The organism is Kribbella steppae (genome assembly GCF_004342025.1).
Classification (GTDB): Bacteria; Actinomycetota; Actinomycetes; order Propionibacteriales; family Kribbellaceae; genus Kribbella; species Kribbella steppae.
On the sequence record NZ_SLWN01000023.1, the window covers coordinates 40,116 to 54,841 of the forward strand.

The 14,726-nt window shown below is 66.8% G+C and carries 24 protein-coding genes and 1 pseudogene; all 25 read left to right on the forward strand.

All coding sequences use genetic code 11. From position 1 onward, the window contains the following. The first annotated feature begins 76 nt into the window (after nt 1–76). A complete protein-coding gene (gene rpsL, locus EV652_RS41380) occupies nt 77–451 on the forward strand; it encodes a 30S ribosomal protein S12 (RefSeq protein WP_012923692.1) in 375 nt (124 codons plus the stop codon). Next, nucleotides 451–921 (forward strand): 30S ribosomal protein S7, encoded by a 471-nt coding sequence (gene rpsG / locus EV652_RS41385; RefSeq protein WP_131361025.1) that lies wholly within the window; start codon nt 451–453, stop codon nt 919–921. Before rpsL ends, rpsG begins: the two co-directional genes overlap by 1 nt. Before the next feature lie 122 nt (nt 922–1,043). Next, nucleotides 1,044–3,104, forward strand: a complete 2,061-nt coding sequence (fusA, locus tag EV652_RS41390; RefSeq protein ID WP_242002323.1) for an elongation factor G — start codon at nt 1,044–1,046, stop codon at nt 3,102–3,104. Between the two features lie 74 nt (nt 3,105–3,178). Beyond that, nucleotides 3,179–4,372 carry an elongation factor Tu gene (gene tuf / locus EV652_RS41395; protein WP_132216182.1) on the forward strand — a complete coding sequence of 398 codons (1,194 nt, stop codon included), beginning with the start codon at nt 3,179–3,181 and terminating at the stop codon, nt 4,370–4,372. Nucleotides 4,373–4,731: 359 nt separating this feature from the next. Beyond that, complete coding sequence (gene rpsJ, locus EV652_RS41400) at nt 4,732–5,040, forward strand: 30S ribosomal protein S10 (RefSeq protein ID WP_012923688.1); 309 nt, start codon at nt 4,732–4,734, stop codon at nt 5,038–5,040. Between the two features lie 16 nt (nt 5,041–5,056). Beyond that, nucleotides 5,057–5,713: a 50S ribosomal protein L3 gene (gene rplC / locus EV652_RS41405; protein WP_132216185.1), complete on the forward strand. Its 657-nt coding sequence runs from the start codon at nt 5,057–5,059 to the stop codon at nt 5,711–5,713. Continuing rightward, nucleotides 5,710–6,402: a 50S ribosomal protein L4 gene (rplD, locus tag EV652_RS41410; protein ID WP_132216188.1), complete on the forward strand. Its 693-nt coding sequence runs from the start codon at nt 5,710–5,712 to the stop codon at nt 6,400–6,402. Before rplC ends, rplD begins: the two co-directional genes overlap by 4 nt. After that, entirely contained in the window at nt 6,399–6,704 is a 306-nt protein-coding gene (rplW, locus tag EV652_RS41415) for a 50S ribosomal protein L23 (protein WP_132216191.1), read from the forward strand. The genes rplD and rplW overlap by 4 nt, the downstream gene beginning before the upstream one ends. After that, the gene (gene rplB, locus EV652_RS41420; protein ID WP_132216194.1) at nt 6,704–7,537 is read left to right on the forward strand and encodes a 50S ribosomal protein L2; all 834 of its coding nucleotides are present in this window, start codon (nt 6,704–6,706) and stop codon (nt 7,535–7,537) included. Before rplW ends, rplB begins: the two co-directional genes overlap by 1 nt. A gap of 14 nt (nt 7,538–7,551) precedes the next feature. Then, entirely contained in the window at nt 7,552–7,833 is a 282-nt protein-coding gene (gene rpsS / locus EV652_RS41425) for a 30S ribosomal protein S19 (RefSeq protein WP_131361012.1), read from the forward strand. 50 nt (nt 7,834–7,883) lie between these two features. Beyond that, nucleotides 7,884–8,351: pseudogene (rplV, locus tag EV652_RS41430) on the forward strand (50S ribosomal protein L22); the annotation flags it as partial. Between the two features lie 101 nt (nt 8,352–8,452). After that, a complete protein-coding gene (gene rpsC / locus EV652_RS41435) occupies nt 8,453–9,298 on the forward strand; it encodes a 30S ribosomal protein S3 (protein ID WP_132216200.1) in 846 nt (281 codons plus the stop codon). 3 nt (nt 9,299–9,301) lie between these two features. Further along, nucleotides 9,302–9,721, forward strand: coding sequence for a 50S ribosomal protein L16 (rplP, locus tag EV652_RS41440; protein ID WP_132216203.1), 420 nt, complete (start codon nt 9,302–9,304; stop codon nt 9,719–9,721). Next, the gene (gene rpmC, locus EV652_RS41445) at nt 9,721–10,026 is read left to right on the forward strand and encodes a 50S ribosomal protein L29 (protein WP_132216206.1); all 306 of its coding nucleotides are present in this window, start codon (nt 9,721–9,723) and stop codon (nt 10,024–10,026) included. Before rplP ends, rpmC begins: the two co-directional genes overlap by 1 nt. Beyond that, the gene (gene rpsQ / locus EV652_RS41450) at nt 10,023–10,322 is read left to right on the forward strand and encodes a 30S ribosomal protein S17 (RefSeq protein ID WP_132216209.1); all 300 of its coding nucleotides are present in this window, start codon (nt 10,023–10,025) and stop codon (nt 10,320–10,322) included. The genes rpmC and rpsQ overlap by 4 nt, the downstream gene beginning before the upstream one ends. A 103-nt stretch (nt 10,323–10,425) precedes the next feature. Further along, the gene (gene rplN, locus EV652_RS41455) at nt 10,426–10,794 is read left to right on the forward strand and encodes a 50S ribosomal protein L14 (protein ID WP_012923677.1); all 369 of its coding nucleotides are present in this window, start codon (nt 10,426–10,428) and stop codon (nt 10,792–10,794) included. 1 nt (nt 10,795) lies between these two features. Continuing rightward, nucleotides 10,796–11,182 carry a 50S ribosomal protein L24 gene (gene rplX, locus EV652_RS41460; RefSeq protein WP_132216212.1) on the forward strand — a complete coding sequence of 129 codons (387 nt, stop codon included), beginning with the start codon at nt 10,796–10,798 and terminating at the stop codon, nt 11,180–11,182. Then, a complete protein-coding gene (rplE, locus tag EV652_RS41465) occupies nt 11,182–11,757 on the forward strand; it encodes a 50S ribosomal protein L5 (RefSeq protein ID WP_132216215.1) in 576 nt (191 codons plus the stop codon). The genes rplX and rplE overlap by 1 nt, the downstream gene beginning before the upstream one ends. Nucleotide 11,758: 1 nt before the next feature. Continuing rightward, the gene (locus EV652_RS41470) at nt 11,759–11,944 is read left to right on the forward strand and encodes a type Z 30S ribosomal protein S14 (RefSeq protein WP_012923674.1); all 186 of its coding nucleotides are present in this window, start codon (nt 11,759–11,761) and stop codon (nt 11,942–11,944) included. Nucleotides 11,945–12,035: 91 nt separating this feature from the next. Next, nucleotides 12,036–12,443 (forward strand): 30S ribosomal protein S8, encoded by a 408-nt coding sequence (gene rpsH / locus EV652_RS41475; RefSeq protein WP_132216218.1) that lies wholly within the window; start codon nt 12,036–12,038, stop codon nt 12,441–12,443. Between the two features lie 25 nt (nt 12,444–12,468). Beyond that, the gene (rplF, locus tag EV652_RS41480) at nt 12,469–13,011 is read left to right on the forward strand and encodes a 50S ribosomal protein L6 (protein WP_132216221.1); all 543 of its coding nucleotides are present in this window, start codon (nt 12,469–12,471) and stop codon (nt 13,009–13,011) included. A gap of 2 nt (nt 13,012–13,013) precedes the next feature. Next, nucleotides 13,014–13,397, forward strand: coding sequence for a 50S ribosomal protein L18 (gene rplR / locus EV652_RS41485; RefSeq protein WP_132147629.1), 384 nt, complete (start codon nt 13,014–13,016; stop codon nt 13,395–13,397). 36 nt (nt 13,398–13,433) lie between these two features. Continuing rightward, on the forward strand, nt 13,434–14,033 hold the full coding sequence (rpsE, locus tag EV652_RS41490; RefSeq protein ID WP_132216224.1) for a 30S ribosomal protein S5: 600 nt from the start codon (nt 13,434–13,436) through the stop codon (nt 14,031–14,033). Then, a complete protein-coding gene (gene rpmD / locus EV652_RS41495; protein WP_012923669.1) occupies nt 14,033–14,215 on the forward strand; it encodes a 50S ribosomal protein L30 in 183 nt (60 codons plus the stop codon). Before rpsE ends, rpmD begins: the two co-directional genes overlap by 1 nt. 1 nt (nt 14,216) lies before the next feature. Further along, nucleotides 14,217–14,657, forward strand: a complete 441-nt coding sequence (gene rplO / locus EV652_RS41500; protein ID WP_132216227.1) for a 50S ribosomal protein L15 — start codon at nt 14,217–14,219, stop codon at nt 14,655–14,657. Nucleotides 14,658–14,726 lie beyond the last annotated feature (69 nt).

Sequence of the window (14,726 nt, forward strand, 5' to 3'; positions counted from 1 at the left end):
CGCGACACACCCGACCGCGGGGGTCAGGCAACAGCAGCAGCAGAAGAAAGCCGGACGACAGAAAGAGACCTACGCGGTGCCCACCATTCAGCAGCTGGTCCGCAAGGGCCGCCAGGACAAGGTGTCCAAGAACAAGACGCCCGCCCTGAAGGGTTCCCCTCAGCGTCGCGGTGTGTGCACGCGCGTTTACACCACCACGCCGAAGAAGCCGAACTCGGCTCTTCGCAAGGTTGCGCGTGTCCGCCTGACCAGCGGCATCGAGGTCACCGCGTACATTCCCGGCGTCGGCCACAACCTGCAGGAGCACTCGATCGTGCTCGTGCGTGGCGGTCGTGTGAAGGACCTTCCGGGTGTCCGGTACAAGATCATCCGCGGGTCGCTCGACACCCAGGGTGTGAAGAACCGCAAGCAGGCCCGCAGCCGTTACGGCGCGAAGAAGGAGAAGAGCTAATGCCGCGCAAGGGCCCGGCCCCGAAGCGCCCGGTCATCATCGACCCGGTCTACAGTTCGCCGCTCGTCACCCAGTTGATCTCCAAGATCCTGGTCGACGGCAAGAAGCAGATCGCGCAGAGCATCGTCTACACCGCGCTCGAGGGCACCCGCACCAAGACCGGCACCGACCCGGTCATCACCCTCAAGCGTGCGCTGGACAACGTGAAGCCGAGCATCGAGGTGAAGAGCCGCCGGGTCGGTGGCGCCACCTACCAGGTGCCGATCGAGGTCAAGCCGGGCCGCTCCACCACCCTGGCGCTGCGCTGGCTGACGACGTACTCCCGCGCCCGTCGCGAGAAGACCATGTCCGAGCGCCTGATGAACGAGATCCTGGACGCGTCGAACGGTCTGGGTGCCTCGGTCAAGCGCCGCGAGGACACGCACAAGATGGCCGAAGCCAACAAGGCTTTCGCCCACTACCGCTGGTGATCCGGGGTCCGATCCGGACCCCAGCGTTCACCCCTTTGACGCAGTACAGAATCGAGAGGTAGACCACCGAGGTGGCCGTACAAATCACCACCGACCTGGCCAAGGTCCGCAACATCGGGATCATGGCTCACATCGACGCCGGCAAGACGACGACGACCGAGCGGATCCTCTTCTACACCGGTATCACTTACAAGATCGGTGAGGTCCACGAGGGCGCCGCCACGATGGACTGGATGGAGCAGGAGCAGGAGCGCGGCATCACCATCACGTCCGCCGCGACGACCTGCATCTGGAAAGACCACACCATCAACATCATCGACACCCCGGGCCACGTCGACTTCACCGTCGAGGTGGAGCGCTCGCTGCGCGTGCTCGACGGTGCCGTCGCGGTGTTCGACGGTGTCGCCGGCGTGGAGCCGCAGTCGGAGACCGTCTGGCGTCAGGCGGACCGGTACGGCGTACCGCGGATCTGCTTCGTCAACAAGTTGGACCGGACCGGTGCGGAGTTCATGCGCTGCGTCGACATGATCAAGGACCGCCTCGCCGCGGTGCCGCTGGTCATGCAGCTGCCGATCGGGGCCGAGGCCGACTTCATCGGCGTCGTCGACCTGATCGGGATGCGCGCGCTGACCTGGCGCGGCGAGACCAAGATCGGTGAGGACTACACGATCGAGGAGATCCCGGCCAGCCACACCGACCTGGCCGCCGAGTGGCGCGACAAGCTGATCGAGACCGTGGCCGAGGCCGACGACGAGATCATGGAGCTGTACCTGGAGGGCGAGGAGCCGACCCAGGAGCAGCTGGTCGCCGCCGTCCGCCGGGCCACCCTGGCCAGCAAGCTGACCCCGGTGCTGACCGGTACGGCGTTCAAGAACAAGGGCGTCCAGCCGCTGCTCGACGCGGTCAACGCCTACCTGCCGAGCCCGATCGACGTCCCGGCCATCGAGGGCCACGACGTCAAGGACGCGGAGAAGGTCGTCCTGCGCAAGCCGGACGACAGCGAGCCGTTCTCGGCGCTGGCGTTCAAGATCGCGGCCGACCCGCACCTGGGCAAGCTGACCTTCATCCGGGTCTACTCGGGCAAGCTCGAGACCGGTACGCAGGTGCTGAACCCGACCAAGGGCCGCAAGGAGCGGATCGGCAAGATCTACCGGATGCACGCGAACAAGCGTGAGGAGATCGCGTCGATCGGCGCCGGCCACATCGTCGCCGTGATGGGTCTGAAGGACACCACCACCGGTGAGACGCTGGCCGACGCGGCGCACCCGGTCGTGCTGGAGTCGATGCAGTTCCCGGCCCCGGTCATCTCGGTCGCCATCGAGCCCAAGTCGAAGAGCGACCAGGAGAAGCTGGGTGTCGCGATCCAGCGGCTGGCCGAGGAGGACCCGACCTTCCAGGTCCGGACCGACGAGGACACCGGCCAGACCATCATCGCCGGCATGGGCGAGCTGCACCTCGAGGTGCTGGTCGACCGGATGAAGCGTGAGTTCCGGGTCGAGGCGAACGTCGGCAAGCCGCAGGTCGCCTACCGCGAGACGATCAAGAAGAAGGTCGAGAAGGTCGACTACACGCACAAGAAGCAGACCGGTGGTTCGGGTCAGTTCGCGCGTGTGATCATCAACATCGAGCCGACTTCGGTCGAGGCGGGTGGCGAGGGCGGCTACGAGTTCGTCAACGCCGTCACCGGTGGCCGGATCCCGCGGGAGTACATCCCGTCGGTCGACGAGGGTGCCCAGGAAGCGATGGAGTTCGGCGTCCTGGCCGGCTACCCGATGGTGGACGTCAAGGTGACGCTGACAGACGGCGCCTACCACGACGTCGACTCCTCCGAGCTCGCGTTCAAGATCGCCGGTTCGATGGCCTTCAAGGATGCCGCCCGCCGGGCGACTCCGGTCATCCTGGAGCCGATGTTCGCGGTCGAGGTCACCACCCCTGAGGACTACATGGGTGAAGTGATCGGCGACCTCAACTCCCGCCGTGGCCAGATCCAGTCGATGGACGAGGGTCCTGGTGGCAGCCGGGTCGTGAAGGCCCTGGTGCCGCTGTCGGAGATGTTCGGGTATGTCGGTGACCTGCGTTCCAAGACGCAGGGACGCGCGTCCTACTCGATGCAGTTCGATTCCTACGCCGAGGTTCCGAAGAACGTGGCGGAAGAGATCATCAAGAAGGCCCGGGGCGAGTAGTCTCTCGCTCCTGACCAACACCCCCAAAGCGCGTCGGCGTACGGCGTAGTCAACATTTATCTAGGAGGGCCCCAGTGGCGAAGGCGAAGTTCGAGCGGACTAAGCCGCACGTCAACATCGGCACCATCGGTCACATCGACCACGGTAAGACCACTCTTACCGCGGCGATCACCAAGGTGCTGCACGACAAGTACCCGAACCTCAACGAGGCGTCGGCCTTCGATCAGATCGACAAGGCGCCCGAAGAGCGTCAGCGCGGTATCACCATCTCCATCGCGCACGTCGAGTACCAGACCGAGGCCCGGCACTACGCCCACGTTGACTGCCCGGGTCACGCGGACTACATCAAGAACATGATCACCGGTGCGGCCCAGATGGACGGTGCGATCCTGGTCGTCGCCGCCACCGACGGCCCGATGCCGCAGACGCGTGAGCACGTGCTGCTCGCCCGTCAGGTCGGCGTGCCGGCGATGGTCGTCGCGCTGAACAAGTGCGACATGGTCGACGACGAGGAGATCCTGGAGCTCGTCGAGCTCGAGGTCCGCGAACTGCTCTCGGAGCAGGAGTTCGACGGCGACAACGCGCCGATCGTCCGGGTCGCCGCTCACCCGGCGCTGCAGGGCGACGCCAAGTGGGGCGAGTCGATCATCGAGCTGATGGACGCGGTCGACTCCTACATCCCGCAGCCGGAGCGCGAGGTCGACAAGCCGTTCCTGATGCCGGTGGAGGACGTCTTCACCATCACCGGTCGTGGCACGGTCATCACCGGCCGGATCGAGCGCGGTGTCGTCAAGATCAACGAGACCGTCGACATCGTCGGCATCCGTCCGGAGAAGCAGACCACCACGGTCACCGGTATCGAGATGTTCCGCAAGCTGCTGGACGAGGGCCAGGCCGGTGAGAACGTCGGTCTGCTGCTTCGTGGCACCAAGCGCGAGGACGTCGAGCGCGGCATGGTCGTCATCAAGCCGGGCACCACGACCCCGCACACCAACTTCGACGCGTCGGTCTACATCCTGTCGAAGGAGGAGGGCGGCCGTCACACGCCGTTCTTCCAGAACTACCGGCCTCAGTTCTACTTCCGCACCACGGACGTCACCGGCGTCGTCACGCTGCCCGAGGGCACCGAGATGGTCATGCCGGGCGACAACACCGACATGTCGGTCGAGCTGATCCAGCCGATCGCCATGGAAGAGGGTCTGAAGTTCGCGATCCGCGAAGGTGGCCGCACCGTCGGCGCCGGCCGGGTCACCAAGATCATCAAGTGATCACACGAGGTCCGCGAGGGCTCGCAACCCTGAGCCCCCGCGGACCTCTGCTTTGCGCCTGATCCGGCGCTCAGGTGGGCCGGATCAGGCGTGAGGCCACCCGATTGGCGTTTCGATGCCGATCTAGGGCACAATATTCAGGTTGCTCAGGCGAGGCCGCCGGGGCGCGCCCCAGACCATCTGGTCTGGCTGGTGCGCCGGACCGGAGACCATGCCGAGGTTCCGGTCCGAGACCGGGCCCCGATCACCATTCCAGGTCGATGAAGCGGTGAGTCGCGCGCGTTCCGCGTCCGCGACACACCCGACCTCGGGGGTCGGAGCAACGCAACGAAGACGATAGAGAAGGACGAAGCGAAGCGATGGCGGGACAAAAGATCCGCATCCGGCTGAAGGCCTACGACCACGAGGTCATCGACAGTTCGGCGCGCAAGATTGTCGACACGGTGACGCGTACTGGTGCGAAGGTTGCTGGCCCGGTGCCGTTGCCGACGGAAAAGAACGTGTTCTGCGTCATCCGCTCGCCGCACAAGTACAAGGACAGCCGCGAGCACTTCGAGATGCGCACCCACAAGCGGCTCATCGACATCATCGACCCCACGCCGAAGACCGTCGACTCGCTGATGCGGCTCGACCTGCCGGCCGGTGTCGACATCGAGATCAAGCTCTGAGGGACGCGAACAACCAATGAGCAAGCTAAAGAACACGCGCGGTCTGCTGGGCACCAAGCTCGGCATGACCCAGACCTGGGACGAGAACAACCGCGTCGTCCCCGTGACCGTGATCCAGGCCGGCCCGTGCGTCGTGACCGAGGTTCGCACCTCGGACAGCCACGGGTACGACGGCGTCCAGATCGCGTTCGGCGACATCGACCCCCGCAAGGTGAACAGCCCCATGCGCGGCCACTTCGACAAGGCCGGGGTGACGCCGCGGCGCCACCTGCTGGAGCTGCGTACCGCCGACGCGAGCGAGTACACGCTGGGCCAGGAGATCAAGGCCGAGGCGTTCGCCGCTGGTGAGCTGGTCGACGTCTCCGCCACCAGCAAGGGCAAGGGCTTCGCCGGTGTGATGAAGCGGCACGGCTTCCACGGCCTCCGCGCCACCCACGGTGTGCACAAGAAGCACCGCTCGCCGGGTTCGATCGGCGGCTGCGCCACCCCGGGCCGGGTCTTCAAGGGCCTGCGGATGGCCGGCCGGATGGGCAACGAGAACGTCACCACGCAGAACGTGTCGGTCCACGCGATCGACACCGAGCGCGGCCTGATCCTGCTCAAGGGCGCCGTCCCCGGTCCGAAGGGCGGCCTCGTGCTGATCCGCAACGCCGCGAAGGGAGCTGCCAAGTGAGCACCGTCGACGTCGTCGTCGTGAAGGGCGACAAGGTCAGCAAGAAGGGCTCCGCCGAGCTTCCGGCCGAGCTGTTCGACGTCCAGGTCAACATTCCGTTGATCCACCAGGTCGTGGTGGCCCAGCTGGCCGCGGCCCGTCAGGGCACGCACAAGGTCAAGCGCCGGGGCGAGGTGTCCGGTGGTGGCGCCAAGCCGTACCGCCAGAAGGGCACCGGTCGCGCCCGGCAGGGTTCGATCCGCGCGCCGCAGTTCACCGGCGGTGGCGTGGTCCACGGCCCGACGCCGCGCGACTACAGCCAGCGGACCCCGAAGAAGATGATCGCCGCCGCGCTCCGCGGTGCGCTCTCGGACCGGGCCCGCGACGGCCAGGTGTTCGTGGTCGAGAAGTTCATCGACGGTGACAAGCCGTCGACCAAGACCGCGCTCAAGGTGCTGTCCGAGGTGACCGACCCGGGTAAGGCCCTGGTCGTCGTCGAGCGCGCCGACGAGCTCAGCTGGCTGAGCCTGCGCAACGTGCAGCACGTGCATCTGATCGCCGCCGACCAGTTGAACGCGTACGACGTACTGGTCAGCGACGCGGTCGTGTTCACCCAGAGTGCGCTCGAGGCGTTCGTCGCCGGCGCGCCGAAGGGCAAGTCCGTGAAGGCTGTCGCGACGTCGACCGAAGCCGAGGAGGTAGAAGCATGAGCCACGGAGTCAACAAGGATCCGCGCGACGTGCTGCTGCGGCCGGTCGTGAGCGAGAAGAGCTACGGCCTGCTGGACGAGCAGAAGTACACGTTCGAGGTCGAGCCGAGCGCCAACAAGACCGAGATCAAGCTCGCGGTCGAGAAGGTGTTCAAGGTCAAGGTCAGCGACGTCAACACCATCAACCGCAAGGGCAAGCGCCGCCGGACCCGGTCCGGCTGGGGCAAGCGCCCGGACACCAAGCGGGCGATCGTGACCCTCAAGGGTGACGACCGCATCGACATCTTCGGAGGCCAGTCGTAATGGGTATCCGCAAATACAAGCCGACGACGCCGGGCCGCCGTGGCTCGAGCGTGGCCGACTTCGTCGAGCTCACCCGTTCGACCCCGGAGAAGTCGCTGCTGCGTCCGCTCCCGAAGAAGGGCGGCCGGAACAACTCCGGCAAGATCACCACCCGGCACCAGGGCGGCGGTCACAAGCGGGCGTACCGGCTGATCGACTTCAAGCGGTACGACAAGGACGGCGTCCCGGCGAAGGTGGCCGAGATCGAGTACGACCCGAACCGCACCGCGCGGATCGCGCTGCTGCACTACGTCGACGGCGAGAAGCGCTACATCCTCGCGCCGGCGAACCTGAAGCAGGGCACGATCGTCGAGAACGGCCCGGCCGCCGACATCAAGGTCGGCAACAACCTGCCGCTGCGCAACATCCCGGTCGGCTCCACGGTGCACGCCGTCGAGCTGCGCCCGGGTGGCGGCGCCAAGATGGGCCGCTCGGCCGGTGCCAGCATTCAGCTGGTCGCGAAGGAGGGCCGGATGGCCACCCTGCGGATGCCGTCCGGCGAGGTCCGGATGGTCGACGTGCGCTGCCGCGCCACCCTCGGTGAGGTCGGCAACGGCGAGCAGTCGAACATCAACTGGGGCAAGGCGGGCCGGATGCGCTGGAAGGGCAAGCGCCCGACCGTTCGCGGTGTCGCGATGAACCCGGTCGACCACCCGCACGGTGGTGGTGAGGGCAAGACCTCGGGTGGACGCCACCCGGTGTCCCCGTGGGGCAAGCCTGAGGGGCGTACCCGCACCCGCAAGGAAAGCGACCGCATGATCGTCCGGCGCCGCAAGGCCGGCAAGAAGCGCTGATAGGAGCCGGCCAGATGCCACGCAGTCTGAAGAAGGGCCCGTTCGTCGACCACCACCTGATGAAGAAGGTGGAGGTGCAGAACGAGAAGGGCACCAAGAACGTCATCAAGACCTGGTCCCGCCGATCGATGATCGTGCCGGACATGATCGGTCACACGCTGGCGGTGCACGACGGCCGCAAGCACGTGCCCGTGTTCGTGACGGATGCGATGGTCGGGCACAAGCTCGGCGAGTTCGCTCCGACCCGGACGTTCAAGGGTCACGAGAAGGACGACCGGAAGTCACGGCGTCGCTGACCCCTGGTCAGTGACGAAGCGAAAGCAACCTACGGAGAGATTCGAACATCATGAGCGTTCAAGAGCGTAGGGCGATCAGCGCCCGTCGCGAGAGCCTGCTGGGCGACGAGCCCGGGGCCTTCGCGGTCGCGCGCTTCGTCCGCGTGACGCCGATGAAGGCGCGCCGCGTGGTCGACCTGGTGCGCGGTCTGGGCGTCGACGACGCACTCGCCACTCTGAAGTTCGCCCCGCAGGCCGCTGCCGCGACCGTGTACAAGGTCGTCGACAGCGCTGCGGCGAACGCCGAGGGCACCGAGCACCTGAGCCGGGCCGACCTGGTCGTGGCGAAGGCCTTCGTGGACGAGGGTCCGACGCTGAAGCGTCACCGCCCGCGTGCACAGGGCCGGGCCACCCGGATCGACAAGCGGACCAGCCACATCACCGTCGTGGTCGCGCCGCGGGTCGAGGAAGAGCCGCCGGCCGAGGCCAAGAAGGCGGACACCAAGAAGGCTGCCAAGAAGGCTCCGGCCAAGAAGGCCGCGGCTGAGAAGGCCACCGCCGACAAGGCGCCGGCCAAGAAGGCCACCGCCAAGAAGTCGGCTGCCAAGAAGGCCACCGCTGAGAAGAAGGAGTCCTGACTGTGGGACAGAAGGTAAACCCGCACGGGTTCCGTCTCGGCATCAGCACCGATCACAAGAGCCGCTGGTACGCCGACAAGCTGTACAAGGACTACGTGGGCGAGGACGTCAAGATCCGCCGCCTGCTGAGCAAGGGCATGGAGCGCGCCGGTATCTCCCGCGTGGAGATCGAGCGCACCCGTGACCGCGTCCGCGTCGACATCCACACCGCCCGTCCGGGCATCGTCATCGGTCGCCGCGGCGCCGAGGCGGACCGGATCCGGGGCAGCCTGGAGGAGCTCACCGGCAAGCAGGTGCAGCTGAACATCCTCGAGGTGAAGAACGCCGAGGTCGACGCCCAGCTGGTCGCGCAGGGCGTGGCCGAGCAGCTGTCCGGCCGCGTGGCGTTCCGCCGCGCGATGCGCAAGGCGATGCAGACCACCATGCGTGGCGGCGCCCTGGGCATCCGGATCCAGTGCTCCGGCCGGCTCGGTGGCGCGGAGATGTCGCGGTCGGAGTTCTACCGTGAGGGCCGGGTGCCGCTGCACACGCTCCGCGCGGACATCGACTACGGCTTCTACGAGGCCCGCACGACCTTCGGCCGGATCGGCGTGAAGGTCTGGATCTACAAGGGTGACGTGGCCGGCTCGCGCGCCGAGCGGGAGGCGCAGGCCGCCGCCCGGGCCGCGACCCAGCAGCGCCGTCCGGCTCGCCGCGACGACCGCGGTGGCCGCAGTGACCGCGGCGACCGGGGTGGCCGTGGTGGCGACCGCCGGGACGACCGTCGGGAGCAGCGCAACGCGGCCCCGGCTGCCGAGGCGCCCGCTGCGGCCGACAAGCCCGCCGAGACGACCGGAACGGAGAGCTGAACAATGCTCATCCCCCGCAAGGTCAAGCACCGCAAGCAGCACCACCCGAAGCGCTCCGGCGCTGCCAAGGGTGGTACCACGCTGGCCTTCGGTGACTTCGGCATCCAGGCGCTGGAGAGCCACTACGTCACCAACCGGCAGATCGAGTCCGCGCGTATCGCGATGACCCGGCACATCAAGCGTGGCGGCAAGGTGTGGATCAACATCTACCCCGACCGCCCGCTGACCAAGAAGCCGGCCGAGACCCGGATGGGTTCCGGTAAGGGTTCGCCGGAGTGGTGGATCGCCAACGTCAAGGCCGGTCGCGTGATGTTCGAGCTGTCCGGCGTACCGGAGGACATCGCTCGCGAGGCCATGCGCCGCGCGATCCACAAGTTGCCGATGAAGTGCCGCTTCATCACCCGAGAGGCAGGTGAGAACTGATGGCTACGACCGTAACCGCCGCAGAGCTGCGGAACCTGGGTCGGGACGAGCTGCTGGCGAAGCTCAGTGAAGCCAAGGAGGAGCTGTTCAACCTCCGGTTCCAGGCTGCCACGGGTCAGCTGGAGTCCCACGGCCGGCTGCGCGCCGTCCGCAAGGACATCGCCCGCATCTACACGGTGCTGACCGAGCGCGCGCTCGGCATCACCGAAGAGGTCGACGCCGCGCCCGCCGCGGCCGAGGACGCCGTCGAGGCTGACGACGCCGAGACCGCGGACGACAGCGAGAAGGCCGGGAGCAAGGCATGACCGAGAACGCAGCGAAGGACGACACCGTGAGCACGACCCCGCAGGCGCGAGGCCGCCGGAAGACCCGTGAGGGCCTGGTGCTGAGCGACAAGATGGACAAGACCGTCACCGTCGAGGTCGAGGACAGGGTCAAGCACGCTCTGTACGGCAAGGTCATCCGGCGCACCAGCAAGCTCAAGGCGCACGACGAGCAGAACGCCGCCGGTATCGGCGACCGCGTCCTCCTGATGGAGACCCGGCCGCTGTCGGCGACCAAGCGCTGGCGCGTCGTCGAGATCCTCGAGAAGGCCAAGTAGTTCCGGGCCCAGGGCTTCGGCACTGACCGGCAACCAATCGAAATTATTCGTTCCGCAAGGCTCACGTGAGTGAGAACCAGCGAGACAACCAGGAGATCAACAGATGATCCAGCAGGAGTCGCGACTGAAGGTCGCCGACAACACGGGTGCGAAGGAGATCCTTTGCATCCGCGTGCTCGGTGGCTCCGGTCGGCGCTACGCCGGTGTCGGTGACACGATCGTCGCCACCGTCAAGGACGCGATCCCCGGCGGTGGTGTGAAGAAGGGTGACGTCGTCAAGGCGGTCGTCGTGCGGACCGTGAAGGAGCGCCGGCGTCCGGACGGCTCCTACATCCGGTTCGACGAGAACGCCGCGGTGATCCTGAAGGCCGACGGCGAGCCGCGTGGTACCCGCATCTTCGGGCCGGTCGGCCGGGAGCTGCGCGAGAAGCGCTTCATGAAGATCATCTCGCTCGCCCCGGAGGTGCTCTGAGATGGCACAGAACAAGCTGCACGTGAAGAAGGGTGACCTCGTCCGCGTGGTCGCCGGCAAGTCCAAGGGCCTCGAGGGCAAGATCATCCAGGTCTTCCCCGACGACGAGAAGATCATCGTCGAGGGCGTCAACCGGGTGAAGAAGCACACCAAGGTGCAGCAGGCCCAGCGCGGCGGCACCACCGGTGGCATCGTCACCCAGGAAGCCCCGATCCACGTCTCCAACGTGATGCTTCTGGTCGAGGTCGAGCAGGACGGCAAGAAGCAGAAGGTGACCACCCGCGTCGGCTACAACCGCGTCGAGGTGCAGAAGCGGCGCCCCGACGGCTCGACGTACACCGGTTTCCGGAGCGTCCGGATCGCGCGGCGTACCGGCGAGGAGATCTGATGAGTGCGACAGCGACCGAGACCACCAAGGTCCAGCCGCGGCTGAAGACGAAGTACCGCGAGGAGATCGTCGGCAAGCTGCAGGAGCAGTTCCAGTTCGAGAACGTCATGCAGGTGCCCGGCCTCACCAAGATCGTGGTGAACATGGGTGTCGGCGAGGCGGCTCGCGACTCGAAGCTGATCGACGGCGCGGTGAAGGACCTGGCCGCGATCACCGGCCAGAAGCCGCAGGTGACCAAGGCCCGTAAGTCGATCGCGCAGTTCAAGCTGCGCGAGGGTATGCCGATCGGCGCGCACGTGACGCTGCGCGGCGACCGGATGTGGGAGTTCCTGGACCGGCTGCTGGCGCTCGCGCTGCCCCGGATCCGCGACTTCCGCGGTCTGTCGCCGAAGCAGTTCGACGGCACCGGGAACTACACCTTCGGTCTGACCGAGCAGGTCATGTTCCACGAGATCAACCAGGACCGGATCGATCGCGTCCGGGGCATGGACATCACCGTGGTGACCACCGCGAAGAACGACGACGAGGGCCGGGCCCTGCTGCGGCAGCTCGGTTTCCCGTTCAAGGAGAACTGACGTGGCGAAGACAGCACTCAAGGTCAAGCAGGCCCGGAAGCCGAAGTTCGCGGTGCGCGGTTACACCCGCTGCCAGCGTTGCGGCCGGCCGAAGGCGGTCTTCCGCAAGTTCGGCCTGTGCCGGATCTGCCTGCGGGAGATGGCGCACCGGGGCGAGCTGCCCGGTGTGACCAAGTCCAGCTGGTGACCGTCTCCACCTCCGATCTTTTCTCCACTCACCATCTAGTCACCGTAGGTCGCCGGCCGGCGAAACCACGGCGGGAAAGAGGCCCCAGGCCATGACGATGACCGACCCGATCGCAGACATGCTGACGCGTCTGCGCAACGCCAACCAGGCGTACCACGAGTCGACCTCGATGCCGTACAGCAAGATCAAGCAGGGCATCGCCGACATCCTCCAGCAGGAGGGCTACATCTCCTCCTACAAGGTGGAGGACCCCAAGGAGGGGGCCGTCGGCAAGACCCTGATCGTCGACCTCAAGTTCGGCCCCAGCCGGGAGCGCTCCATCGCGGGCGTCCGGCGGATCAGCAAGCCGGGCCTGCGGGTCTACGCGAAGTCGACCAATCTGCCCAAGGTTCTCGGTGGCCTGGGCGTCGCGATCATCTCGACGTCCCAGGGGCTCCTGACCGACCGGCAGGCCAAGAACAAGGGCGTCGGCGGGGAAGTCCTCGCCTACGTCTGGTGACGAAGAACCGGAAGGAGGACCACTAATGTCTCGCATCGGTAAGCTCCCGATCACGGTCCCGTCCGGCGTCGACGTCACGATCGACGGCCAGACGGTCACCGTGAAGGGTCCCAAGGGTCAGCTCTCCCACGTCGTGGCTGAGCCCATCGTGGTCAACCGGGACGAGGACGGCACGATCGCCGTCGTCCGCCCGGACGACCAGCGCAAGAGCAAGGAACTGCACGGCCTGTCCCGCACCCTGATCGCCAACCTGGTGACCGGCGTGACGGACGGCTACGAGAAGAAGCTCGAGATCGTCGGCGTCGGCTACCGCGTCCTGTCCAAGGGCCCGGGCACGCTGGAGTTCTCGCTCGGCTACAGCCACACCATCACGGTGGAGGCGCCGGACGGCATCACCTTCGCGGTGGAGACGCCGACCAAGTTCTCGGTGCAGGGAATCGACAAGCAGTCCGTCGGCGAGGTTGCCGCCAACATCCGCAAGCTGCGCAAGCCCGAGCCGTACAAGGGCAAGGGTGTGCGGTACGCCGGCGAGCAGGTGCGCCGCAAGGTCGGAAAGGCTGGTAAGTAACCATGGCGATCGGACTGCGTCCGCACAAGCACTCCGCCAAGAAGACGGCGTCGCGACTGCGTCGCCAGATCCGGGTCCGGAAGAAGATCAACGGCACGGCCGACCGGCCGCGGCTGGTGGTCACCAAGTCGTCGAAGCACCTGTTCGTACAGGTCATCGACGACGTGGCCGGCAAGACGCTGGCGTCCGCCTCCACCATGGAGGCCGACCTGCGTGGCGCGGAGGCGAACAAGACGGACAAGGCCAAGACGGTCGGCGGCCTGATCGCCGACCGCGCGAAGGCTGCCGGCATCGACTCGGTCGTCTTCGACCGGGCCGGGAACAAGTACCACGGCCGTATCGCGGCCCTGGCCGACGCCGCCCGCGAGGGCGGCCTCGGGTTCTGACATGGCGACACAAAACACAGGAAGAGGTAGTTCGAAATGAGCGGAGGCCAGCAGCGTCGCGGAGGCGGCGCCGGTGGTGAGCGCCGTGGTCGCGACGGTGGTCGCGGTCAGGCAGCTGACAAGACCGCCTACATCGAGCGCGTGGTAGCCATCAACCGTGTCGCCAAGGTCGTGAAGGGTGGTCGTCGCTTCAGCTTCACCGCCCTCGTGGTCGTCGGCGACGGTGAAGGCACCGTCGGTGTGGGTTACGGCAAGGCCAAGGAGGTGCCCGCGGCGATCGCCAAGGGTGTCGAGGAGGCCAAGAAGGCATTCTTCAAGGTGCCGAGGATCCAGGGCACCATCCCGCACCCGGTCCAGGGTGAGAAGGCCGCAGGCGTTGTGATGCTGCGTCCGGCTGCTCCTGGTACCGGTGTGATCGCGGGTGGCTCGGCGCGCGCCGTACTGGAGTGCGCGGGGATCCACGACATCCTCAGCAAGTCGCTGGGTTCGTCCAACGCCATCAACGTGGTTCACGCCACCGTCGAGGCGCTGCGCAGCCTGGAGACCCCGGAGGCCGTGGCCGCGCGCCGTGGTCTGCCGGTGGAGCACGTCGCCCCGGCGGCGCTGCTGAAGGCGCGGGCGGAGGTGTCGTCCTGATGGCTCGCCTGAAGGTGACGCAGACCCGTTCCGGCATCGGTGGCAAGCAGAACCAGCGCGACACCCTGCGGACCCTCGGCGTGAAGCGGATCGGCGATGTCGCCGTTCACGACGACCGTCCGGAGATCCGCGGGATGGTGCGCACGGTTCGCCACCTCATCACCGTCGAAGAGGTTGACTGACATGGCGCTCAAGGTTCACCACCTGCGTCCGGCGCCCGGCGCCAAGACCGCCAAGACCCGCGTGGGTCGTGGTGAGGGCAGCAAGGGCAAGACCGCCGGTCGCGGTACCAAGGGCAGCAAGGCCCGCAACAACATCCCCGAGTGGTTCGAGGGTGGCCAGATGCCGCTGCACATGCGGCTTCCGAAGCTGAAGGGCTTCAAGAGCAGGAACCGGGTGGAGTTCCAGGTCGTTAACCTGGACAAGCTCGGACAACTGTTCCCCGAAGGTGGCGAGGTCGGCGTGACCGACCTGGTCGCCAAGGGCGCGGTACGCAGCGGTCAGCCGGTGAAGGTGCTGGGTGACGGCGAGCTGACCGTGGCACTGCAGGTTTCGGTGCACAAGTTCTCCAAGTCCGCCCAGGAGAAGATCCAGGCGGCCGGGGGGACCACCACCGAGGTGTGATGTCCAGGGCTCGTGCGAGCCGGCGCTTGATATCGTGCGCTGGAGTTCGGACGAGCCCTGGTTCGTCTC